Raw genomic sequence first — 24,343 nt, 5'->3', positions numbered from 1 at the left:
TCCACAAATCACTGCAATTATTGCCATAACAAGGATGTCGTTTAATTTGTGAACCTTGCTTATATCTCGTCTATTGTCTTTTATTTCGCTAAAAATACTTACTAATTTACCTGACATAAAATAATGACTTAATTTATTGATTATCAGATGAATATACAATATTTTATCTCAACAAACTAATGATAAATTATTTATTATCAAACAATTATATACTATCTTATGTGACTTCTATCATGCGTTTGCCCTGGAAGATACCACGCCTATCAATAAAAAGACCCGAAAAAATCCGGGCCTATTTATAATCTTTAAATCTTTCAATAATTATTATTGATATCTCTTGTGTTCTTTATTCTTCGTAAACCTCTTCGTGATTGGTTTAAATAAAGCTTTGTACTTTTCAGCATCGAATAGCTGTGAGTCTGTAAGCGCTTTATACGTCATCCATATTCCGAATGGCAGTAGGATCAGATTGGGCAGCCAGGCTGCTAAATAAGGGCTCATACCTCCTCCCCATGCAATATTCTCGATACCAAGATTCATAACGTAGAAAATAATGAATATGATGATGGCAATAATCACCGGAAGTCCCATTCCTCCTTTTCTGATGATTGATCCTAAACTGGCTCCAATCAGGAAGAAGATAATACACGTTATAGAATAGGAAACAATTCTCTGCTGGTAAATGACTACTTTACTGAAGTATTTTATATTAGAGCTGAACTCGTTCCTTTTACCTGCTGCTGTTGATTTGAGGTTTTCAAGTCTGGTGTAAGAATTGTAGAGGATCTCCAGCTTTTTTTCTCCTTTTATGGTGTCCAGCTTTATCTGTTGTTTGGCCACAGCTTTGGACTTGGTTTTGTCCATATAGCTGATTACAGAATTGGTCTGGCTAAGCACGTCAGAGCTGATATTTGAAAAGAATGCCAGATTCTCTTTTTTGTTTTTAGCAACGGTTTCATTCAGCTGGCCATAGGTCTGAAAACGGTAGTCATCTGTGATCTGTTCCTTTTCAATACCTTTGTTAATGATTTCACTGATATCAAAGTGTGAAACCAGGGTGTCAAATTTAATGGCCTGATCAGGTTGCTTCAGTCTTACATTTTCACTTTTGCCGGCGAAATCGTCCTCAAATATATAACCGTTATAAAGCTCCAGTTTCAGAAAATGATTATTGGCGGCAGGAACGAATTTTCCCTTTTCTGCCACAACCGACTGCTGATTTTCATAGGTGCTGGCTTTTCTGTGTATAAAAACTCCCTCAATATTTTCTCCATTCTCACCATAGATTTTATCAAACTTAACTGTATATCCTGGAAGCTGATCAATAAACTGCCCCGGTGTAAAATTAAGTGCAGGCTTGGTTTGGGCAATATTGAAAAGCATATTCTTTGCTTTCTTCTGGAAATCCGGAATGATATTATTGGAGAAAAAGAAAAGCATGACTGCCAGTACGGTTGCTACTCCCATGAGAGGCGCCATGACCCGAGTCAGGGAAATTCCCGCAGCTTTCATCGCTGCAAGTTCATATCGTTCTCCAAATTCACCGAAGGACATAATACTCGCCAACAGAATCGTAAGCGGAAGTACCAAACTTACAACACTGATCCCAAGATAAAAAAGGAGTTTGAGGATCTGCCAGTAGCTTAACCCTTTTCCCATGAACTGCCCCAGCTGAACCCAGATAATGTTTACAATAAAGATGAAAAACAAAACGCTGAATATAAAGAAAAACGGTCCAAAGAAGGTTTTTATGATATATCGGTCTAGTATTTTTAACATGCGCCAAAATTAATCAAAAAGCCACAAAGTTTACTTGTGGCTCCTATAATTTTTATTACTTTTTATTTTATCGTCAAAAGATGAAAAGGTGAATCCGTTAATTTTTAAATTAACGCCTATTCAATTTCATTTTTTAAAGTTCCGTGATCACGTAATTTTTAAACTTGTTTTTATCAAAAACAAACATATTTGCATCCAGAGTTTGGTTTTCCTTGTATTCTTTGATCGCAATTACAGCTACGTCTTTATTGTTTCCGTGTTGTTCAAGTTTTACAATCTGTTTTTTCACGGAGTCTACAAAAATATAAACGTACTGTATGCCATTGGATTTTACAGGCGTCAGTTTAATGAAATCTGCATTGACTCCGTTTACAGTTTTTTTACCGTTATACGTTACATTATAATCATTTCTGTAAGTCGTAAGATAATTGATAGGGGAGAACATGCTGCCGCTTCCGTTAGGTTTTGCAACCGTTACTTCCATATCATCTGCATTGATATTGTAGATTTTGTTTCCGTCAAAGATCTGTTCCGTATCCATAATCTTCAACTTATATTTCTCTCCTGCAGAATAATAAATTCCAGGTTCTGTCTTGGTAACCTGACCATTTAGGCCTGTTCCAAAAGAAAACTTGAAGTAAGAATTCTTTTTAGATTTGTAGTTGGCGGTGATGTCGTCCAGAATCTTTTTAGCTTTCGCATCAATTTTCTGTGCCTCAGCAAATCCTACAGCACCAATGACTAAACTTCCGACTATAACTTTTGAAATAATATTTCTCATTTTTTTATTTAATAAACTTTAAACATTCTCATGCTTCCCGGTTAAACTTAGAAAGCATTTTTCCCTTTAACTACGCAAATCTTCCAAAAACTGTTCCAAAGAATGAAGGTCACTGATAATCACTTCTCTAGCTTTTGCTCCGTTAAATCCTCCTACAATCCCTGTCGCCTCCAGCTGATCCATAATTCTTCCCGCTCTGTTGTAACCCAATTTCAGTTGTCTCTGTAACATGGAGGTAGATCCCTGCTGGGTAGAAACAATGATTCTTGCCGCTTCTTCAAACAAGGCATCTTTTTCATTCGGGTCAAAGGCACCTACTGTACTTGTAGAATCCTCAGATACAAATTCAGGAAGTAAAAATGCTGATGAATAACCTTTCTGTTCACCGATGTATTCTGCAAGTCTTTCCACTTCCGGAGTGTCTACAAAAGCACACTGAAGCCTTAAGATCTCATTTCCGTTGAAATAAAGCATGTCTCCCTTACCAATCAATTGGTCCGCACCCGGAGAATCCAGAATCGTCCTTGAATCCACACTTGAAATTACCCTGAAGGCTGCCCTTGCAGGGAAGTTGGCTTTGATCATACCTGTAATTACGTTGACAGAAGGTCTCTGTGTTGCAACAATCAGGTGAATTCCTACAGCTCTTGCAAGCTGTGCCAGTCTGGCGATAGGAAGCTCAACCTCTTTTCCAGCTGTCATGATAAGGTCGGCAAATTCGTCTACCACCAATACAATATAAGGTAGATAACGGTGTCCGTTCTCAGGGTTTAATTTTCGCTCTGTAAACTTTTTGTTGTATTCCTTTAAGTTTTTACAGAATGCATTTTTAAGTAAATCATATCTCGTGTCCATCTCTATACAAAGAGAGTTCAGAGTATTGATCACTTTATTCGTATCCGTAATGATCGCTTCTTCAGAATCCGGTAATTTAGCCAGATAATGTCTTTCAATTTTTGAATATAATGAAAGTTCAACCTTCTTGGGATCGACCATAACGAATTTCAGTTCGCTCGGATGTTTTTTGTAAAGAAGGGATGTTAGGATGGCATTAATCCCTACAGATTTACCCTGTCCTGTAGCACCTGCCATCAGTAGGTGTGGCATTTTTGCAAGGTCGGCCATAAAGACCTCGTTAGAAATTGTTTTTCCGAACACTACCGGAAGATCCATATCCGTATTCTGGAATTTGTGTGAAGCGATCACGGAACGCATCGATACCATCGTAGGATTTTTTCTTGGAACCTCAATTCCGATGGTTCCTTTTCCTGGCATTGGGGCAATTATTCTGATTCCCAGTGCAGAAAGATTCAGGGCAATATCATCCTGAAGTTTTTTAATGGCAGATACTCTGATCCCGGCTTCCGGAACAATTTCATATAAAGTAACGGTAGGTCCTATCGTGGCTTTAATTTCAGAAATACCAACGTTGAAGTTCTTCAACAGTCCTACAATTTTATTTTTATTTTCTTCTAATTCTTCCTGATTAATGGAGATTTCTTCGTTCCCGTAATCCTTAAGTAATTCTACCGTCGGCATCTGGAAACCTGCCAGATCAAGTTTATGATCATACAGCCCATGTTTTTCTACAAGTTCCTGTGATTTTCTGTCCGAATCATCCAGTACATCAATAACAGGCGCAACCTCCACATTGAATTTAATATGATCCTGAGGCGGGGTGGAAATGGGTGGAACCGGACTAATAACCGGACTGATTGGTGTCAGGTCAAAAGCCTGTTCCGGAGATGAAGTAGGAACGGCCGGTTTTGTATTCAGATTTAAGCTGATCGGTTTTTCCTCTTCTTCGAAAGACGTATGATTAGGGGTTACGATAGTTTCTATATCTGTTGTAGGCTGAACTTCAGGAAATCCTTTAGGGACATTTACTGGTGTTTGTTCCTTCGTTTTTGTTTTATTGGAAACATCCGTAATGGTAACGTTGGGTGCGGTCTCCTGAACTTCCTCTTCAAGTTCCGCATCTGCTTCAAAGTTTTCCTCTGAACTTGGCATCATAGACTTAACCTTACCGATTGTATTATCGTTAATCTTGTCCAGTTTAGCTTTAATAGAGCTTGGACGGAGATTGAATTCCAAAATGAAATACAAAAGAATACTTGCAGCCAGAACCAGCCAAAGTCCTACAGATCCGATGATGGCATTAAGATAATCCATAATCTGGTATCCGTAAACACCTCCCAAAACACCCTGTCCTTTGGTCACAGCACCCATGAAAATAGGAAGCCAGCAGATAAAAAACAAAGAATGTCCGATAGTTTTCCATGGTTTAAAAGTTCTTTTTTTAAGGATAAGGGTTCCCACAACCAGAAATAAGAAGGCAATAATAAATGAGGCAATGCCTATACTTTCGAATATAAAAATATTGCCTAGCCAGTCACCAACCTTCCCAAATATATTTGAAGATTTAATTGTCTTGTCGGTCATAGTTCCTGCCTGGCTCTGGTCTGCCTTCCAGTTCATCAGATAAGAGACGAACGAAAATGCCAGAACGACAGAAAAAAGGATGAAGGTAAGCCCGAAAAATATACGAGGCTTAGATAATATTTTGCCTTTATCAGGCGATTCCGTCTGTTTTGTCTGTGTTTTTTTATCCATAATATTAATGTGGGCAAATTTAATGTTTTTTCAACATTAATAGAATCTTTTTTTTGTTCAAAAGATAGCGTAATTTAGGTTTATTTTTTAAAATTACATTGCGTTTTTTAGATATTTTTTTTCATTAAAACGTAATGCAACAGGTGTTTTTTGAACCAATTCAAATGCCAGTAACTAGAGCGCCACTAATTTTGTTCCAGAAAGTTTAAAAACTGTAAAAAAATGAAAAATATATTTAAAAGGATTCTGGCTTTATGTCTGACTTTAATTTTACAGGTAACCCATCAAGGCACAACAAAAAAGAAACATGGAAAACATAGTCTTGTTAATTAATTGATGTTCAAAATGCTGAAATAAAACCCAGCCTTTGAGATAGAAGCTTTCAATAACATGAATAGGTATATTGTATCTGGAATTTCATGATTTTAAAAATTGAATTTTCCTTAATGAAATTAACGTTATTAAGAATGATTCAAAATAACTGAAATGGGCTTCAAAGTGACAAAAAACAGCTTTTTTTAGCCCCTTTGTTGTTTATCATTCTTATTTTTGCATGTCAAGTAAAATAAATCATGAAGAAGCTCCAAGATATTCTTATCTCAACCAGAACAATGGCTGTGCTGTTACTGGTGTATGCATTTGCGATGGCCTATGCAACGTTCTTAGAAAACGACTACGGAACTCCTACAGCTAAAGCTCTAATTTATGAAGCAAAATGGTTTGAACTCATCATGGTTCTGCTCATTCTCAACTTTGTAGGAAATATCGCGAGATATCGACTATGGAGAAGGGAAAAATGGCCGGTTCTGGTCTTTCACCTTGCTTTTATCCTTATTTTCATAGGGGGTGCTATCACAAGGTACATCAGTTTTGAAGGTACCATGCACATCAGGGAAGGTGAAACTTCCAACGAGATCGTGACGGATAAGAACTTCTTTAAGATCCAGATCGAGGATAAAGGAGATGTTCTTAATTATCAGGATGTTCCTTATCTGATGTCTCCTCTGCACAAAGATTTTAAAGCAACCTATGATTTCCACGGAAAGGAAGTAAAGGTTTTCACAAAAGACTACATCCAGAGAAAAAAAGACAGCTTAATTGCTGAACCGAATGGTGCTGAATATCTTCACCTGGTTTCTACAGGAACCACCGGAAGACAGAATATTTACATCAAACCGGGAGAAACAAAATCTATCAACGGAACTTTGGTAACATTCAACAGAGCCATCGAAGGTGCTGTAGAATTTAAAAAAGAAGACGGAAAAATATTCATCAAAACACCTGTTGATGCGGCCTTTATGACCATGGCAACGAAGGCTACCGGAAGTACCAAGAAAGATGAATTCCAACCTTTGGTATTGAGAAGTTTATATACCATCAACGAATTGAAGCTAGTTGTTCCTGAAGGTCTTAAAAAAGGAAGACTGATGGCCTTTGAAGGGGACAAAAAGAAAGATGCTATGGTGCCAGATGTGCTTAGAATCGAGCTTCAGGGACCTAAAATAAAACAATTGGTTGATCTTTCTGTGGAAAAAGGAAATCCAAACGCATTCAAGCAGGTGACGATGGACGGACTGAATATTATGGTAGGTTTCGGGCCTAAAGTGTATAATACGCCTTTCGCATTGAAGCTTGATGATTTCGTAATGGAAACCTATCCGGGAAGTACCTCTCCAAGTGCTTATGAAAGCCACGTAAAGATTATTGAAGAAGGAAAAGAAACTCCATATAAAATTTACATGAACCACGTTCTTAACCATAAAGGATACCGTTTCTTCCAGTCAAGTTTTGATCCGGACAGAATGGGAACAGTACTTTCTGTAAACCACGATTTCTGGGGAACCATCATTTCTTATATAGGATACACACTTTTATTCCTGGGAATGTTTGTGATCTTCTTCTGGAAGGGAACTCACTTCTGGAAATTAAATAAAATGCTGACCGACGTTAATAAAAAGAAAACAGCAGTACTTTTAGTGCTATTAAGCTTAGGTTTAAATGCACAGAAAATTGAAACTCACGGGACCACTGACGGAAGCAGAGAACACGTACACGTAGAAGGTGACGGGCACACGCATGCACCAGCTCCTGAAGCTGCTCAGCCTAATCAGGGGACAGCTCCGAAACAGAACTCACTGGCTGCTCCATTAACCAAAATGAAAAAGATCTCTGCAGACGAGATCATTGCAAGAAATAAAATCAGTGAAGAACATGCTGATAAATTCGGATATCTTTTGGTACAGAATTTTGACGGAAGAATTGTTCCAATCAATACGGAAGCACTGGATGTTTTAAGAAAATTATATAAGAAAGACGCATTCAGAGGAACAGACGGAAAGTCTCTTACGGCTAACCAATGGTTCCTGTCGATCAATACAGATACTCCTAGCTGGACTATGGTTCCAATGATCAAAGTCGGTACAAAAGGAGGGGATGAATTGAAAAACAAAACAAAAGCAGATGAGGAAGGGTATACATCATTGATGAATCTTTTCCCTGCAGATGCCAATGGTAATCTGACTTATATCCTGGAACATGATTACAACACGGCTTTCCGTAAAAAACCTTCTGAACAGACCAATTACGATAAAGAAGTAATTTCTGTGAACGAAAGAGTACAGATCTTCAACGAGTTCTTCAGTGGTCAGTTTATGAGAATCGTTCCTGTGAAAAACGATGCCAATCATACATGGCACTCATGGCTTGACCAGAAATTTGAGCCGGATATGGAATCTCAGCAGGTAATGGGGCCTTATTTTGCAGAAGTTATTGCGGCACAGCAGACCGGAAACTGGAGCAAAGCAGATGCTGAATTAGCCAAGCTTTCAGAATATCAGCAGAAATGGGGGAAAGCGGTTGTTCCTGCAAAATCTAAAGTTGATCTTGAGGTTTTCATGAACACCGTGAACATCAACTTCAAGTTATTGATCTTCTATACTATAATAGGTGGATTGTTATTGATCTTAGGATTTGTAGAATTATTCAAGACAAGTAAAAATTTAAATAAAATCATCAAAATAATCATTGCTGTAGGTCTGGTTGGATATTTATGCCATTTCTTAGGCCTTGTAGCAAGATGGTATATTTCAGGACATGCTCCTTGGAGTAACGGGTATGAAGCCATTATCTTCATTTCCTGGGTGGGTATTACGGCAGGACTTGTTCTGTACAGAAATGCCAATGCACTGATTCCTGCTGCCGGATTTATGGTTGCTGTTATTATGATGGGATTTGCCCATGGAGGTTCAGCTCTTGATCCGCAGATTACGCCGCTTGTTCCGGTATTGAAATCTTACTGGTTAATTGTTCATGTAGCAATTATCACATCAAGTTATGGTTTCTTTGCACTGTCAATGATCATTGCGGTGATCTCTCTGGTATTCTTTATTATTTCAAATAAGGAAAATCATAAGCGTCACCATGATACGACATTAAAAGAATTGGCGATCGTCTCTGAAATGTCACTGACAATAGGTCTTTTTGCATTAACAGTAGGTAACTTCTTAGGAGGTATCTGGGCCAATGAATCCTGGGGAAGATACTGGAGCTGGGATCCAAAAGAAACATGGGCTTTCATCTCCATCATGGTATATGCTTTTGTATTGCACATGAGATTGGTTCCGGGATTAAGAAGCAGATGGGCATTCCACGTAGCAACGATGTTTGCATTCTGTTCAATGGTAATGACCTACTTTGGGGTTAATTATTACCTAAGCGGACTTCACTCATATGCAGCAGGAGATCCTGTTCCTGTTCCGGCATGGGTATACATCGGCTTGGGAACTATGCTTCTTTTATCCGCTGTTTCTTACTTCAAGTTTAAAACATTAACGAAGAAATAGAACGTTTACAATATAACAACTGAAATCCCGGATTTATTTTCCGGGATTTTTTTGTGCAGTATCACAGAGTTTGCATCAGGCACCCTAAAAAAACTCATCACGAATCATCCAGGATTCAAAACTTATTTATATCTTTATGATATCAAAATAATATCAAATTAAAATTGCAATTATGGAAAAAGTATTAAAGCCCATGTCAGGCTATCTGGCGCTGGTATTCTGTCTGGTTTTATTTGCCGGAGCTGTTTATTTTTTTATTTCCGGAGTTGAGCAGAGCATCACATTTGTGATCATAGCGATGCTGTGTTTTCTGCTGTTCTGTTTCTTCCTGAAGGGACTGATGATCATTCAGCCGAACCATTCAAGAGTATTGAACTTCTTTGGAAAGTATGTGGGAAGTGTAAAGGATAACGGACTCTTTTTTATCAATCCGTTGTACACATCGCAAAAAATGTCATTACGTTCTGAGAACCTTCAGGGGCAGACGTTGAAAGTAAACGACAAAATGGGTAACCCCATTGAAATCGCAGTGGTAATGGTTTGGAAAGTAGGCGATACCTATAAGGCGGCTTTTGATGTTGAACGGTATTCAGACTTTGTAAAAATGCAGAGTGAAGCCGCGGTTCGTCATTTGGCAATGAGTTTTCCTTATGATAATTTAGAGGACGATCATGCACCCATTACTTTAAGAGAAGGGGGTGATAAGATCAATTCTATTTTGGAGCAGGAGCTTACCGACCGTCTTTCAAAAGCGGGAATTATCATTCAGGAAGCGAGAATTTCTCACCTGGCTTATGCTTCAGAGATTGCAGGAGCGATGCTTCAGAGACAGCAGGCAACCGCAATTGTAGCAGCAAGAACCAAGATTGTGGAAGGAGCAGTAGGAATGGTAGATCTGGCATTGAAAAAACTTTCTGCAGAGAATATTGTAGAGCTTGATGATGAAAGAAAAGCGGCTATGGTAAGCAATTTAATGGTGGTTCTTTGCGGTGAAAAAGCAGCTCAGCCGATCTTAAATGCAGGAACTCTTTATTAAAATGAAGAATGTAAAGTGAGGAATGAAAAATGAATACTTAGATTTCATAACAAACTTAGCTGAGTAAAACGCTTTTGCGAACTGGGATAAAAGTTTATTTAAACGAAATCTTTGCATCTTTTTCGCGATTAAAAAAGAAGGACTAAACAGGTAACGAGAAAAAATGAAATCGGAAAAAACTCCAAAACCCTCCGAAAACAAAGGCAAGAAATCCTTTGTCATAAGGATCGATGAATCTACCTACAAGCAGGTGGAGAAGTGGGCCAATGACGAATTCAGGAGCGTAAACGGGCAGATTGAATACCTGTTGCACCAAAGCCTGGTCAATTCGGGGAGGAAAAAGAAAGACGAAGAAGGAATAGGGTAAAGCAAAAAGTCTAAATAGCAATTTTGCATATAATTAACCCAATAACAGAATAATAACTATTCCATTGACCATATTAAAAAAGAAAAGCAGAGAAATTTTCTCTGCTTTTTTATGCTTAAAATATCAGGTATTTATTCAAATAGTCTTGTGAAGTAATTACTGATTATGGTCCAGAAATTTTTCCCCAGAAAATAAATAAGGGTAGAGGTAATGATTCCCTTTACGGTGAAGAATATGATGCCACCAATGCCAAACTTCTTAACCAAGCTTTTCCATTTGGAGCTCTTCTTTTCCTCTACGGTATTACTATCCTCTACTGGATTATTATTTTCCATTCCTGAAATTCAAAAGATTACATCACAAAGATAAGCATGTTTATAATTAGTCCAAATAAAAAGCATGTTAAAAATTAAAATTTTGAGGTTCGCATAATATTTCTATCTTTAGAGGAAACGAAAAGTAAACATTTTATGTCTAAAAAAGTAAAGGATTTCGGAATCGAAAAAACACTCAAAAACCTTGGTATCAAAGAAGAAAATAAGGGGACTTCAGTGGGCGGAAAATATTTTGCTTCAGGGAAAACGATAGAAAGTTTTTCTCCCGTAGATGGCAGATTAATCGCTAAAATTAAGACTTCCGGAGAAAGTGATTATGACAAAGTAATTGAGACGGCTCAGAAGGCGTTTCAGGAGTTTAGATCCATCCCTGCTCCTAAAAGAGGTGAGATCGTTAGGCAGCTAGGCCAGAAATTAAGAACATATAAAGACGACCTTGGAAAACTGGTTTCTTATGAAATGGGTAAATCCCTTCAGGAAGGTCTTGGAGAAGTTCAGGAAATGATTGATATCTGCGATTTTGCAGTAGGGGTTTCAAGACAGCTTCACGGTTACACGATGCATTCAGAAAGACCTGGTCACAGAATGTACGAGCAGTACCATCCGCTTGGGGTTGTAGGTATCATTACCGCTTTCAACTTCCCGGTTGCCGTATGGGCGTGGAATACAGCTTTAGCATGGATCTGCGGAAACGTTACCATCTGGAAGCCATCAGAAAAAACACCATTATGTGCTATCGCATGTCAGAACATTATGGCTGAAGTAGTGAAGGAAAACAATCTTCCTGAAGGTATTTCAAGCGTATTGGTTGCTGACCATGAGATCGGGCAGAAACTGGTTGATGATAAAAGAGTTTCATTAATATCTTTTACAGGTTCTACAAGAGTAGGAAGAATGGTTTCTTCTAAAGTAGCAGAAAGATTCGGAAAATCTATCCTTGAATTAGGAGGAAACAACGCGATTATCATCTCTAAAGACGCAGATATAGACATGTCTATCATCGGAGCTGTTTTCGGAGCTGTAGGTACCGCTGGACAAAGATGTACGTCTACAAGAAGACTGATCATACACGAAAGCGTATACAACGAAGTGAAGACCAGATTGGTAAAAGCTTACGGACAGTTGAAAATAGGAAATCCATTAGATGAAAATAACCACGTAGGACCGCTTATCGATGTAGATGCAGTGAATCAGTATGAAGCGGCTATCAAGAAATGTAAGAAAGAAGGTGGAAAATTTGCAGTTGAGGGTGGTGTTTTAAGTGGAAAAGAATACGAATCAGGATGTTATGTTAAGCCATGCATCGCAGAGGTTAAAAACTCTTATGAGATCGTTCAGCACGAAACTTTCGCGCCGATCCTGTATCTGATCAAATATAAAACATTGGAGGAAGCTATTGCTATCCAGAATGATGTTCCTCAGGGATTGTCATCTGCTATCATGACCCAGAATCTTAGAGAAGCAGAATTATTCCTTTCTCATGCAGGTTCAGACTGTGGTATTGCGAACGTAAACATCGGAACTTCAGGTGCTGAAATCGGTGGTGCTTTCGGTGGTGAAAAAGAAACCGGAGGCGGAAGAGAATCCGGCTCAGATGTTTGGAAATACTATATGAGAAGACAAACCAATACAATCAATTATACGGCTCAACTTCCTTTGGCACAAGGGATTAAATTCGATCTGTAAAAATTCTAATTTAAATCATTTAACGATTTAAAAATTTAAAAATTAATAACCTGGAATGTTTAATCTTTTAAGCATTCAATTTTTAAATCAAACACAGTTAACTATGGAACAAACAATTGATATAAAAGCAAATAAAGTAAAAGAAACAGTAGGAAGACACGTTTTGGCAGACGGCTTTGATTTTGTGATGGATATTGAAAGATCACACGGATCATGGCTATATGACAAGCTTACAGACAAAGAGTACCTTGATATGTTCTCGATGTTTGCATCAGCATCTATAGGGTACAATCACCCGTATCTTGTAGAAAGATCAGAATGGCTGGGAAGAATGGCTGTCAACAAACCAACTTTGGCAGACGTGTACTCAGAGGAATATGCTCACTTTCTGGAAGTTTTTGAAAGAGTAGTGATTCCTGAAGAACTGCAGTATGCTTTCTTTATTGAAGGTGGAAGTTTAGGGGTAGAAAATGCAATGAAGGCGTGCTTCGACTGGAAAACGCGTAAGAATTTTGAAAAAGGACTTCAAACGGAAGCCGGAATCTGTATCCATTTCAGACAGGCATTCCACGGTAGAAGCGGCTATACATTAAGCTTAACCAATACTTCTGACCCAAGAAAATATCAGTATTTCCCGATGTTTGACTGGCCAAGAATCCTAAATCCTAAATTATCTTTCCCAATCACAGAAGAAAATTTAGAGGAAACCATCAGGAACGAAAATTTAGCTCTTCTTCAGATTGAGGAAGCTATTCTGATGAACCCTGATAAAGTAGCGTGCATCATCATCGAGCCTATTCAGGCTGAAGGTGGTGACAATCACTTCAGAGACGAGTTCTTGTTAGGATTGAGAAAATTGTGTGATCAGAATGAGATCTTGCTGATCTTTGATGAAGTTCAGACAGGTATTGCCATTACAGGGAAAATGTGGGCGTTCCAGCATTTTACTGCAAAACCTGATATTATTGCTTTCGGGAAAAAAGCTCAGGTTTGTGGTGTGTTAGCCAATAAAGAAAAATTTGATGAAATCCCGAACAACGTTTTCAGAGAAAGTTCAAGAATCAATTCTACTTTCGGAGGGAACTTTATCGACATGCTTCGTTTCCAGCTGGTGATGGAAGTGATCGAAAAAGAAAACCTGGTTGAAAATGCAAGAGTAGTGGGTGATTACCTTTTAGAAAGATTAAAAGAACTGGCTCAAAAATATCCTGAGAAAATTTCAAATGCAAGAGGAAGGGGCCTGATGTGTGCTATAGATCTGCCTTCAGCACAAGATAGAAACCACTTAATGAACGAACTTTTCAAAGACGGATTGATCATTCTTTCGTGCGGGGATCAGTCCCTTCGTTTCAGACCACACCTTAATGTAACCAGAGAAGAAATTCAATTGGCGATAGATAAAATCGAGCAGAATCTTAACAAAATTTAAAACCAAAGATTTGTAATTTTAAAAAAAACGTTGTACATTTAGATACTCAAACGATATAGAAATATGGAAAGAAGTACGAGAGTATCGGTTTTTGAAAGTGATAAGCCTTCAGAAATCCAGTTAATAAAGTCTAAATTGGATGATGCACAAATTACAAACAGCGTCGAAAACAGCTATCTTACCTTTACGACCACGCCTACCGCAACGTCGTTAAAAATCATGGTAGATCTTGAAGACGAGAAGAATGCATTCCAGGTAATAGATGCTTATCTTCAACAAAGTGAAAATCAATAAAACAATTTCATAATTTTAAATTTTACTACTTCGAACCGAAAATTAATTTTAATTAGTTTTCGGTTTTTTGATTCAAAAAATAAAACGATTCAAAGAGTTAAAAACGTAAGAATTAAAAGATTACGGGATTAAGGAATTATGAACTTTTGTTTTATGAGTAAGGTATTTAATAGAGGTGGGCTTTAGCCCGCCTTCAGAGTACAGATTATTCAAATCCGGCTTTAGCCAAATCAAAAAAACAATGAATCTCTTAATTTTTCAATCTTAAATCTCTATTTAAAAATAAACCAATAATGAATTTAGAAACTAAGCTTAGGAAAGCTGAAATTGAAGACAGGCATGAGATTTGGGCGATTATTCAACAGTCCATTGAAAGAAGAAAACAGGACGGAAGTACCCAGTGGCAAAATGGATATCCTAATATGGGAACAGTAGAAAGTGACATTGCAAAAGGCTTTGGGTATGTGATGACGGTAGACGGAGAAATTGCTGTATACGCAGCTTTGATCTTAAATGACGAGCCTGCTTACAGTACGATTGAAGGAGCCTGGCTAAGCGATGGCGAATTCGTGGTGGTGCACAGAGTAGCCGTTGACGGAAAATTTGCAGGACAGGGAATGGTGAAAAAATTGTTTGACCATATTGAAGATTTTACAAAATCCCAGGGAATTCAAAGTGTAAAAGTAGATACGAATTATGATAATATAGCCATGCTGAAGATCCTTGAAAGTAAAGGTTATTCCTACTGTGGTGAAGTTCTTTTGGCAGACGGAATGCGTAAAGCCTATGAGAAGATTATAATTTAAGTGAAAAGTTAAATCATCTTTCATTGAATTTTTAAAAGAGTCTGTATTTATAAACTCTATCATGTTTGTTCGTTTAGTTCTGAACTAATTTCTACTTTTGTCAAAATTTTTATATTATGCACCAAAGTATAGAAGTTGATGAAAAAATATTTCAGGATGCTGTAAAGTTTTATGGCACCGTTTTTAATCTACCCCCTTTAGCTTCAAAAATTTACTCCTACCTTCTTTTCGATTACGAGAAAGCAGGAATTACTTTTGATGAATTTGTCGAAGTGCTTTCCGCAAGCAAAAGCTCTGTTTCTACCAGTATCTCATTACTGCTAAATGCACAGTTGATCATCGACCATAACAAAATGGATGAGCGAAAACGCTATTTTTTCATCAATGATGAATACAAGAAGATCAGATTTGAAAAAATTGTTCAAAAAATGGAAGACGAACTCAAACTGCTGGATGACCTGAACAACTTTAAAAAAAATCATGACAATCAATACAACGAGCGAATAGAAGCTTACAAAGCACTCTTACACAAAAACATAGAAAATATTCAGGAATCTCTTAATAAACTTTAAAATGAATAATAAGCTAGTTATACTTTCTATTGCAGCGTTTTCACTGACAGCCTGCAAAAAAGAAGCTCCAAAACAGGATGGTGCAAAACCCTATCCTGTGATCAATGTAGAGGCGAAAAATATCGTAGGTTATCAGACATTTCCAGCTACCATACAAGGAAGGGTCAATAATGATGTACGTGCGAAAATACAGGGATATATCACTCAGGTTTTAGTAGACGAAGGGCAGTATGTTACCAAAGGACAGCCTTTGTTCCGTCTTGAAACCAATATCCTGTCAGAAAATGCAGCAGCAGCAAAAGCAGGAATCGGTGCCGCTGAATCTACGATTGCAGCTTCACAGGCTGCGGTAAATGCAGCACAGGTAGAAGTCAATAAACTAAAACCTTTGGTGGCTAAAAATATCATCAGTGATGTTCAGCTGCAGACTGCACAGGCTAATTTAGCTCAGGCAAAAGCTCAGTTGCAACAGTCAATGGCGGCAAAACAACAGGCTTCTGCAAACTATAAAGGAGTAGCCGCAAATATTGAATATTCTATCATTCGTGCGCCTATTTCCGGAGTTATTGGTAAACTTCCTTTAAAAGTAGGGAGCTTGGTGGGTCCAACAGACCAGACTGCTTTAACGACCATTTCAGATACTTCTGAATTGTTTGCCTATTTTTCTATGAATGAAAAAGAATATTTCGATTTCCTTGAAAAATCTCCGGGAGCTACCATGCCCGAAAAGATCAAAAACCTTCCAATGGTTGAACTACAGTTGGCCAACGGAAGTATTTATTCTGAAAAAGGTAGAATTGAAGCCATTACAGGACAAATTGATGCGACAACTGGAACTATTCAGTTCAGAGTTGCTTTTACAAACCCTCAAAAATTATTGAGTAACGGTAACAGCGGATCTATCAGACTTCCAAAAACATATGATAACGTATTGGTTGTTCCTGAAAGCGCAACGTATGAACAACAAGGTATCGTTTACGTTTACAAAGTTGATAAAGGTGATACTGCAAGAAATGTTGTGATTAATGTCATTGACAGAATTGACAACATGGCTTTAGTAAAATCCGGGATTAATAAAGGGGAAACTGTTATTGCTGCAGGAATCGGAGGTTTAAAACCGGGAACTGCTGTAAAGCCGAAACCTATAAAAATGGATAGCCTTGTACAATCTATAAAACCGAAATTCTAAAATGATTAAAAATTTTATAAACCGACCGGTTTTATCCACCGTAATCTCAATTTTGATTGTGATTCTCGGTGTTTTGGGATTGATTTCCCTGCCAGTCACACAGTATCCCGATATTGCACCTCCTACAGTAAGCGTTTCAGCCAACTACACAGGAGCCAATGCGGAAACTGTCATGAAAAGTGTTGTAGTACCTTTGGAAGAACAGATCAATGGGGTGGAAGGAATGGACTACATTACTTCCAGTGCGGGAAATGATGGTTCGGCACAGATTCAGGTATTCTTTAAACAAGGAATTGATCCGGATATTGCTGCGGTAAACGTACAGAACCGTGTGACCAGAGCAACACCGTTACTTCCAAGTGAGGTAACCCGTTCAGGAGTCGTTACACAGAAACAGCAGACAAGTGCCCTGATGTATATGTCTTTCTATTCTGAGAATAAAGACTTAGACGATGTATATCTTCAAAACTTCCTGAATATCAATGTTATTCCGAACTTAAAAAGAATTAATGGAGTAGGTGATGCCAACGTTTTCGGGGGTAAAAATTACTCCATGAGAGTTTGGCTGGATCCTTCAAAAATGGCAGCTTATGGGCTAGCTCCGGATGATGTTACGGCTGCGATTAATGAGCAGAGTAGAGAAGCAGCAGCCGGTTCTATCGGACAAAACAGCGGGAGTTCTTTTGAATACATCATCAAGTATGTCGGAAAATTCAACGAAAAAGACCAATATGACAATATCATCATCAAAGCTCTTCCGGACGGACAGAACTTAATGCTGAAAGATGTGGCTAAAGTTGAACTGGCAGGACAGTCTTATACAGGAGTCGGGGAAAACGGAAACAACCCATCCATCAGTATGGGGATCTTCCAGACACCGGGTTCCAATGCCCAGGATATCATCAGAAATATTAAAACGTACCTGAAATCAGCAGAAGGAAGCTTCCCTGAAGGTGTAAAATATACCTTTAACTTTGATACCAACGAATTCCTTGAAGCATCGATTGAAAAGGTAGTTCATACCTTAATTGAGGCCTTTATTCTGGTATTTATTGTGGTGTATATCTTCTTACAGGATTTTAGATCTACCTTAATTCCGGCCATTGCGGTTCCGGTATCTATTGTAGGTGCCTTCTTCTTCCTGAATTTATTTGGGTATTCATTAAACCTATTAACTTTATTCGCACTGGTTCTTGCGATCGGTATTGTGGTGGATGACGCGATTGTCGTCGTAGAGGCCGTTCACTCCAAAATGGAACACGGTATTGCCGATGCTAAAAAAGCGACCGTAGAGGCGATGGATGAGATCACAGGAGCTATTATCTCTATTACATTAGTAATGGCAGCGGTATTCGTTCCGGTAACATTTATTACAGGTCCAACGGGGGTTTTCTATCAGCAGTTTGGTATTACCTTAATTATTGCGATCATCATTTCTGCAATTAATGCATTAACGTTGAGTCCGGTTTTATGTTCATTATTCTTAAAACCTCACGATGCACACCACGCAGAATATAAAAACTTAAACTTTTTACAGAAGTTTTTCTATAAATTTAATATCGCTTTCAAAACGACAACCGATCGTTACGGAAGAGGATTTGTATTCTTATTAAGACATAAATGGGTTACTTTGATCATTTTTGCCGTGACAGGAGGTATTTTATTCTGGGCGAGTTCAACTATGAAAAAAGGTTTCGTCCCTACAGAAGACAGAGGGATCATCTTTACAGACGTACAGCTTCCTCCGGGTGCTTCAATGGAAAGAACGTACAATGCTTTGAAAACACTTCAGGCTAATGCCATGAAAGTTCCGGGAGTACAAAACGTTACGATTTCTACTGGTAGAGGTTTCTTATCAGGAAACGGAAGTAATAACGGTCTTGCTTTCATTAAGTTGAAACCATTTGACGAAAGGAAAAAAGGCGGGCAGACTTCCGAAGATATTACTAAAAAACTATTCGGTATCTCAGGAAAAGTTCCGGATGCGAAAGTGGTATTCTTCCAGCCGCCGAGTGTACCAGGTTTTGGTAACAGTGCCGGTTTTGAAATGGTATTGCTGGATAAATCAGGTGGAGATTATGCCGATCTTGATAACAAAACCAACGAGTTCATCGGAAAACTGATGCAGAGACCTGAGATTGAATTTGCTCAGTCATCATTTAATACAAAATATCCACAGTACCAAATGGACATCAATGTTCCTTTGGCCAAACAGGTTGGCGTTTCTGTAAGTACGATTTTAAGTACCATGCAGGGATATATCGGAGGAGTTTACACCGCCGACTTTACAAAATACGGAAAGCAGTTCAGAGTAATGGTTCAGGCACTTCCTGAAAACAGACAAAACATCAATAATCTAAATGAATTGTATGTAAGAACAGCTTCAGGAGTAATGTCCCCGATTTCTCAGTTTGTAACGCTGAAAAAAGCATATGGTCCACAATCCGTAAGCCGATATAACCTGTTTACTTCCGTGAAGATTACAGGGGCCAACTCTGCAGGATTCAGTTCCGGAGATGCCATTACGGCGGTTCAGGATGTTGCGAAAGAAACTTTAAATCAAAATTATGATGTAGAGTTTACGGGGTTAACAAGAGAAGAATTGAATTCAGGATCGCAGACCTTATTGATCTTCGGATTAAGTTTGGTTTTCGTGTACTTCATCCTTTCTGCTCAGTATGAAAGTTATATCCTTCCGTTGGTGGTGATTATTTCTCTTCCTCTTGGGGTAATGGGAGCTTATTTTGGGCAAAAAATAATGGGCTTGGAAAATAATATCTATTTCCAGATCGCTTTGATCATGCTTGTAGGATTGCTCGCGAAAAATGCCATTCTGATCATCGAGTTTGCTGTCCAGAGAAGGCATCATGGTGAAACTATTGTCATGTCTGCCATCAATGCAGCAAAAGCGAGATTAAGACCAATTTTGATGACCTCTTTTGCCTTTATCTTCGGTTTGTTACCATTGGTTTTGGCAAGCGGAATTGGTGCGGTAGGTAACAGATCTATTGCAACAGGTGCCGCGATTGGATTATTAATAGGTACAATTTTAGGACTTTTCGTAATTCCTGTCTTGTATGTGATTTTCCAGACTTTACAAGAAAAAGTGAAACCGCTTAAAAAAGAAGAGATCAATTTAGCAGAATAAAGTTTAATAGGATTTAGGGATTAGGATTTAGGAGGTAGTTTAAATCTAACTCCTAATCCCTAACTCCTAATTCCTAATCCCTAATTACAAAAAATGAAGAGTTTATTAAACATCATAAAAGGAATAACTTTTTCAGTCGCAATTCTGGCAGCCGTTTCATCTTGTATGGCGAGAAAAGAATATGAAAGGCCGAAAAATGTTGTAGACGAAAAGCTTTTCCGTACAGATATGCTTCCTACAGACAGTACCAGTATCGCGAACGTTTCCTGGAAAGAAATTTTCACTGATCCGATACTTCAGGGGCATATTTCTAAAGCTTTAGAAAATAATTTAGATATAAGAATTGCCCTGCAGAGCATCACTTCTGCGGAAGCCTATTTAAAGCAGAGTAAGGCAGCTTATGCACCGACAGTCACTGTTGGACCAGGTTATTCTTTCCAGACTCAGTCTTTGAATACCCAAACCGGACAGTTGTTCGGAGACAGAAGATATATCAACCAGCTTGATATCACAGCAAGTCTTGGTTGGGAAGCTGATATCTGGGGAAAATTAAAGGCTCAGGAAAAAGCTCAGCTTGCTACTTATTTAGGAACTGTTGCAGCTCATAAAGCCGTAAAAAGTGATTTGGTTGCCTCTGTTGCTTCTGCGTATTATCAGCTGTTAACGTATGATTCTCAGAAAAAGATCATCATGGAAACCATTGCTGTTCGTGAGAAAAATTTAGAAACAACTAAGGCTTTGAAGATATCAGGAACGGTTACAGAAGTTGCCGTTCAGCAAAGTGAGGCATTGGTTTTCAATGCAAAGTCTTTATTGATTGATATTGATACTCAGATCCAGTTATTGGAGAATACCATGAGTTTATTGATGGGAGAACCTTCTCATGCGATTGAAAGATCAACCTTGGAAACGCAAAAAATTCCAATCGATCTGAAATTAGGATATCCTGCTCAATTGCTTGCCAACCGTCCGGATGTGATGAGAGCAGAGTATACGCTGATGAATGCTTTTGAATTGACCAATTCTGCAAAAGCTCAGTTTTATCCTACCTTGAAGATTACGGGAAGCGGAGGGATCCAGTCTCTTGATATTGATCATTTATTCAGTGTGAATTCTTTATTTGCAAGTGTCGTAGGAGGATTAGCGCAACCTATTTTAAATAAGAGAGCGATAAGAACCAACTATGATGTAAGTGTGGCGAATCAGGAAACGGCTTATTTAAACTTCAGAAAGACTGTTCTTACAGCCGGAAAAGAAGTTTCTGATGCCATAAGAGTTTTCTCTGTTCAGGATTCTTTTATTGAATTGAAAGAAAAAGAATTGGATGCCTACAAAAAATCGGTTAACTATTCTCAGGAGCTTGTGAACTATGGTATGGCCAACTATCTTGAAGTATTGAATGCAAGTGTCAATTCGTTAAATGCAGAATTGAATATCTCTAATGCAGAATACAGTAAAATGAAAGCAGCTGTAGAGCTTTATCAGGCTCTCGGTGGTGGATGGAAATAATTATTTTCAACCGATAAATAGTAAAACGTATGTCAGTAACGGCATGCGTTTTTTTATTTCTGATTCTATTTTATATCTGCTATCAATCTTTTATTTTAGATTAAATAATGCTTCTAAAAGGAATAATAGTGTTAAAAGGAATATTTTGTTTGTATATATGTAGTAGACTACGTAGTTTTGTACTATTAATTTTAAAACAAATGAAAATACATATTCAACAGCTAGACAATACCTATTCTGATCAGTTAATTGATCTGATCCTGACGATTCAACAGAAAGAATTTAACGTACCGATAACGATAGAAGACCAGCCGGACCTGAAACAGATTGAAAGTTTTTATATGGAACCCGGTGGGAACTTTTGGGGAGCTTTTATAGATGGTGAACTGGTAGGCTCGATAGCGCTGGTTAAATTTGATGAAGGGGTAGGAGCGGTGAGAAAAATGTTTGTCAAAAAAGAATTCAGAGGAAAAGAGCTGAATATTGCACAGGAACTGCTGGAAGTTTTGGTCTCTTTCTGTCAGGAAAATGGCATAGACTCGATATACTTGGGAACCGTTACTATACTGAAAGCAGTCATACGCTTTTATGAAAGGAATCATTTTGTAGAGGTTGAAAAAGAAAATCTTCCTGCTTTTTTTCCATTGATGAGTGCAGATAATGTTTTTTATTATTTAAATTTAAAGCAAAACCATACGGTATGAATATCATAGATGAATCAGGGATGCTGGCCATATCCACAAGGCTTCAGCGTCTGAGTGAGCAGCTCAGAAAAGATGGTGCTATGATCTATAAATCTTTTGATATTGATTTTGAGCCTAAATATTTTCCGGTCATCTTTACCCTGCATCACAAAAAAATGCTGAGTGTTGTAGAGATCGCCAATGAAATAGGGTATACCCATCCTTCCACCATAAGTCTGCTTAAGGAACTGGAAAAACAAAAGCTGATTCAATCGAAAAAAGATAAACAGGATGAACGGAGAAGGCTTATCGTATTATCTCCAAAAGGCATTGAACTGATCGAAAAAATGAAACCGGTTTGGGAACTGGTATCAAAAGTATTAGGCGAAATCGGGGACAATAAAAACAATCTTCTGGCCGCTATCAATGAAGCAGAGGAAAAAATTGCAGAACAGTCTTTTTATCAGCGGGCTTTACAACAAAAAAAAGAAAAATAAATGGACTGATTGCCAGTTGAATGGGATGTCAAAATCTCATTGAAAATGTTTAAAAACCCTGTAATTATCTATAATTATAGGGTTTCTTATTTTTAGATCTAATCTTTGTTTTTTTGAAAATCACCTTTGAATTTTATCAAATATGCATAAATGAATAGTATTTAAATGAAGTTATCCATAATAATTAATAAAATCATTATGGATGTAAAAAAACACTAATTTTGTATAACAACACGGAGGATTGAAAATTTATGAACTTATATTACTATTTTAATAAGAGATTCCATCTTTTATTTCTGATTTTTGCTATGCAACTTACTGCACAAACTTATACTATTGCTGAGATCGACGGCTTACAAAGAAACGAATCAAGAAGACTTAAAAAGATTGGGCAGCATAAAGAAAGTATTTTATTAGATAAAGAGCTGATAAAAGCATCACAAAAGTTACATCATAAAGGAGGAGTTATCCTGGGATACATTAATATTGCAAATACTTTATGCACACTCAATAAGTATCAGGAAAGTTTATTTTATCTTTCTCTTGCCGAAAAAATGATGATAGAATATGAAGATAATACGCTAAAGTCAAGTGTATTTAATGAATATGGGAGAAATTATTTTCAGCTGGGTTTGTATAGCCAGTCTAATATCAATTTTAATAAAGCCATTAAATTTGCCGGGCAAATTGATAATAAGAAAGAGAGAGAAGGACAATTGTATTTTTCGTATGCCTGGAAATTAGACAATTTTGAGAAATTGAATATGACAGATTCTGTTAACGAGATGCAACGGAAATGTATGAGTTTATCTCCTGAACCGCTGCTGTTTGTTGCCATTTCGGAACGTCATTTAAAAAACAAAAAGTTTGATTCTGCTGAATATTATCTTAAAAAAGCTTTTTTATTCAGTGAAAAATATCCCATATACCAAAAATCAATGATTTTGCAGTCTTATGGCAAATTATGTACAGAAAAAAAGGAATATGAAAAATCCCTGACCTATTACTTTAAGTCTTTAGCCATTTCACAAAAAATAAACCGGCAGCAAGATATTCGGGACACTTATAAGCTGATTTATAATACATATAGCCTACTCAACAATACAGATAAGAAAAATGAATATTTAGAAAAATATACTATAATTAATGATAGCCTTAGTATCGCAGAAAAAGAAGCTATCAATATACCGCTGGAAAAAATATTAAATGAAAAGGATGAAGCAGAGAAAAGTAAAAATAACCTTGATTACATTTTAGCAGGTATTATTTTTATCATTGTATTGTTTATCATTATACGTAACAGATATGTAGCCAAACAAAAGAAACATTTCACCAGTAAAAAAGAAGAAAAAATTCTTAATCTCAACAAAAAACCTGATACGACATTTGAAGAAGTTGTACAACTTGCCATTCATTCAGCTCCTTTATTTTTAACGAAGTTTAAAGAATTATATCCTGAATTTTACAATAACCTCGCCTTACAGTATCCACAGCTGACGTCTAATGATATCCGGTTTTGTGCGCTGATAAAACTTAATTTTTCCAATAAAGAAATTGCACAGTATGATCATATATCTATTCGTACTGTAGAATCAAAGAAATATAGGCTACGTAAAAAATTAGGACTTCCTGCTGACTTAGATTTTAATAAATGGATCATAAAACTGTAGTTACTATCAATTATATTGAAGCACTTCTATTCATTTTTTATTTCGAAACCTGGGCATAAAAATAGATAATTTCGAAAATAACTCTTATAATTCAATCAATTTTTTAC

The 24,343-nt window shown here is 37.4% G+C and carries 18 protein-coding genes; 14 read left to right on the top strand and 4 right to left on the bottom strand.

Annotation, left to right across the window (positions count from 1 at the left end):
• From HHL23_RS22935 to HHL23_RS18685, 4 genes are all read right to left on the bottom strand, one after another.
• The coding region (locus HHL23_RS22935) for a transposase family protein (protein WP_169234890.1) at window positions 1-117 on the bottom strand (117 nt) is incomplete at its 3' end.
• A 207-nt stretch (window positions 118-324) separates the two neighbouring features.
• Complete coding sequence (locus tag HHL23_RS18695; RefSeq protein WP_169236289.1) at window positions 325-1,779, bottom strand: LptF/LptG family permease; 1,455 nt, start codon at window positions 1,777-1,779, stop codon at window positions 325-327.
• A 133-nt stretch (window positions 1,780-1,912) separates the two neighbouring features.
• Window positions 1,913-2,560, bottom strand: coding sequence for a LolA family protein (locus HHL23_RS18690; protein ID WP_169236288.1), 648 nt, complete (start codon window positions 2,558-2,560; stop codon window positions 1,913-1,915).
• A 66-nt stretch (window positions 2,561-2,626) separates the two neighbouring features.
• Window positions 2,627-5,173 (bottom strand): FtsK/SpoIIIE family DNA translocase, encoded by a 2,547-nt coding sequence (locus HHL23_RS18685; protein ID WP_169236287.1) that lies wholly within the window; start codon window positions 5,171-5,173, stop codon window positions 2,627-2,629.
• Between the two features lie 572 nt (window positions 5,174-5,745).
• Here HHL23_RS18685 and ccsB point away from each other — a divergent pair.
• The 14 genes from ccsB (at window position 5,746) to HHL23_RS18615 (ending at window position 24,236) form a co-directional block, all read left to right on the top strand.
• Window positions 5,746-9,015 carry a c-type cytochrome biogenesis protein CcsB gene (ccsB, locus tag HHL23_RS18680; RefSeq protein WP_169236286.1) on the top strand — a complete coding sequence of 1,090 codons (3,270 nt, stop codon included), beginning with the start codon at window positions 5,746-5,748 and terminating at the stop codon, window positions 9,013-9,015.
• Window positions 9,016-9,187: 172 nt separating this feature from the next.
• Entirely contained in the window at window positions 9,188-10,051 is an 864-nt protein-coding gene (locus tag HHL23_RS18675) for an SPFH domain-containing protein (RefSeq protein ID WP_169236285.1), read from the top strand.
• A 163-nt stretch (window positions 10,052-10,214) separates the two neighbouring features.
• On the top strand, window positions 10,215-10,418 hold the full coding sequence (locus HHL23_RS18670; protein WP_169236284.1) for an Arc family DNA binding domain-containing protein: 204 nt from the start codon (window positions 10,215-10,217) through the stop codon (window positions 10,416-10,418).
• A 470-nt stretch (window positions 10,419-10,888) separates the two neighbouring features.
• Window positions 10,889-12,439 (top strand): L-piperidine-6-carboxylate dehydrogenase, encoded by a 1,551-nt coding sequence (gene amaB / locus HHL23_RS18665; RefSeq protein ID WP_169236283.1) that lies wholly within the window; start codon window positions 10,889-10,891, stop codon window positions 12,437-12,439.
• Window positions 12,440-12,542: 103 nt separating this feature from the next.
• Window positions 12,543-13,868: an L-lysine 6-transaminase gene (gene lat / locus HHL23_RS18660; RefSeq protein WP_169236282.1), complete on the top strand. Its 1,326-nt coding sequence runs from the start codon at window positions 12,543-12,545 to the stop codon at window positions 13,866-13,868.
• A 63-nt stretch (window positions 13,869-13,931) separates the two neighbouring features.
• The gene (locus HHL23_RS18655; protein WP_169236281.1) at window positions 13,932-14,162 is read left to right on the top strand and encodes a DUF2007 domain-containing protein; all 231 of its coding nucleotides are present in this window, start codon (window positions 13,932-13,934) and stop codon (window positions 14,160-14,162) included.
• 293 nt (window positions 14,163-14,455) lie between these two features.
• Entirely contained in the window at window positions 14,456-14,968 is a 513-nt protein-coding gene (locus HHL23_RS18650; protein ID WP_169236280.1) for a GNAT family N-acetyltransferase, read from the top strand.
• A 116-nt stretch (window positions 14,969-15,084) separates the two neighbouring features.
• Complete coding sequence (locus tag HHL23_RS18645) at window positions 15,085-15,540, top strand: transcriptional regulator (RefSeq protein ID WP_169236279.1); 456 nt, start codon at window positions 15,085-15,087, stop codon at window positions 15,538-15,540.
• A 1-nt stretch (window position 15,541) separates the two neighbouring features.
• A complete protein-coding gene (locus HHL23_RS18640; protein ID WP_169236278.1) occupies window positions 15,542-16,729 on the top strand; it encodes an efflux RND transporter periplasmic adaptor subunit in 1,188 nt (395 codons plus the stop codon).
• A 1-nt stretch (window position 16,730) separates the two neighbouring features.
• Window positions 16,731-19,877 (top strand): efflux RND transporter permease subunit, encoded by a 3,147-nt coding sequence (locus HHL23_RS18635; protein WP_169236277.1) that lies wholly within the window; start codon window positions 16,731-16,733, stop codon window positions 19,875-19,877.
• A gap of 93 nt (window positions 19,878-19,970) precedes the next feature.
• Window positions 19,971-21,386, top strand: a complete 1,416-nt coding sequence (locus HHL23_RS18630) for a TolC family protein (protein ID WP_169236276.1) — start codon at window positions 19,971-19,973, stop codon at window positions 21,384-21,386.
• 200 nt (window positions 21,387-21,586) lie between these two features.
• Window positions 21,587-22,090 carry a GNAT family N-acetyltransferase gene (locus HHL23_RS18625; RefSeq protein ID WP_169236275.1) on the top strand — a complete coding sequence of 168 codons (504 nt, stop codon included), beginning with the start codon at window positions 21,587-21,589 and terminating at the stop codon, window positions 22,088-22,090.
• Window positions 22,087-22,566 carry a MarR family winged helix-turn-helix transcriptional regulator gene (locus HHL23_RS18620; protein WP_169236274.1) on the top strand — a complete coding sequence of 160 codons (480 nt, stop codon included), beginning with the start codon at window positions 22,087-22,089 and terminating at the stop codon, window positions 22,564-22,566. The genes HHL23_RS18625 and HHL23_RS18620 overlap by 4 nt, the downstream gene beginning before the upstream one ends.
• Before the next feature lie 554 nt (window positions 22,567-23,120).
• Window positions 23,121-24,236, top strand: coding sequence for a helix-turn-helix transcriptional regulator (locus tag HHL23_RS18615; protein WP_169236273.1), 1,116 nt, complete (start codon window positions 23,121-23,123; stop codon window positions 24,234-24,236).
• The last annotated feature ends 107 nt before the right edge of the window (window positions 24,237-24,343 follow it).

The sequence above is a fragment of the Chryseobacterium antibioticum genome, from assembly GCF_012927325.1.
Lineage (GTDB): Bacteria > Bacteroidota > Bacteroidia > Flavobacteriales > Weeksellaceae > Chryseobacterium > Chryseobacterium antibioticum.
Note: the sequence above shows the minus strand (reverse complement) of the source record. Positions and strands in the feature narration are given on the sequence as shown.

Coding starts and splice junctions, on each gene's coding strand:
- HHL23_RS18695 (WP_169236289.1), bottom strand. CDS start 1,779: ATGTTAAAAATACTAGACCGATATATCATAAAAACCTTCTTTGGACCG.
- HHL23_RS18690 (WP_169236288.1), bottom strand. CDS start 2,560: ATGAGAAATATTATTTCAAAAGTTATAGTCGGAAGTTTAGTCATTGGT.
- HHL23_RS18685 (WP_169236287.1), bottom strand. CDS start 5,173: ATGGATAAAAAAACACAGACAAAACAGACGGAATCGCCTGATAAAGGC.
- ccsB (WP_169236286.1), top strand. CDS start 5,746: ATGAAGAAGCTCCAAGATATTCTTATCTCAACCAGAACAATGGCTGTG.
- HHL23_RS18675 (WP_169236285.1), top strand. CDS start 9,188: ATGGAAAAAGTATTAAAGCCCATGTCAGGCTATCTGGCGCTGGTATTC.
- HHL23_RS18670 (WP_169236284.1), top strand. CDS start 10,215: ATGAAATCGGAAAAAACTCCAAAACCCTCCGAAAACAAAGGCAAGAAA.
- amaB (WP_169236283.1), top strand. CDS start 10,889: ATGTCTAAAAAAGTAAAGGATTTCGGAATCGAAAAAACACTCAAAAAC.
- lat (WP_169236282.1), top strand. CDS start 12,543: ATGGAACAAACAATTGATATAAAAGCAAATAAAGTAAAAGAAACAGTA.
- HHL23_RS18655 (WP_169236281.1), top strand. CDS start 13,932: ATGGAAAGAAGTACGAGAGTATCGGTTTTTGAAAGTGATAAGCCTTCA.
- HHL23_RS18650 (WP_169236280.1), top strand. CDS start 14,456: ATGAATTTAGAAACTAAGCTTAGGAAAGCTGAAATTGAAGACAGGCAT.
- HHL23_RS18645 (WP_169236279.1), top strand. CDS start 15,085: ATGCACCAAAGTATAGAAGTTGATGAAAAAATATTTCAGGATGCTGTA.
- HHL23_RS18640 (WP_169236278.1), top strand. CDS start 15,542: ATGAATAATAAGCTAGTTATACTTTCTATTGCAGCGTTTTCACTGACA.
- HHL23_RS18635 (WP_169236277.1), top strand. CDS start 16,731: ATGATTAAAAATTTTATAAACCGACCGGTTTTATCCACCGTAATCTCA.
- HHL23_RS18630 (WP_169236276.1), top strand. CDS start 19,971: ATGAAGAGTTTATTAAACATCATAAAAGGAATAACTTTTTCAGTCGCA.
- HHL23_RS18625 (WP_169236275.1), top strand. CDS start 21,587: ATGAAAATACATATTCAACAGCTAGACAATACCTATTCTGATCAGTTA.
- HHL23_RS18620 (WP_169236274.1), top strand. CDS start 22,087: ATGAATATCATAGATGAATCAGGGATGCTGGCCATATCCACAAGGCTT.
- HHL23_RS18615 (WP_169236273.1), top strand. CDS start 23,121: ATGATGATAGAATATGAAGATAATACGCTAAAGTCAAGTGTATTTAAT.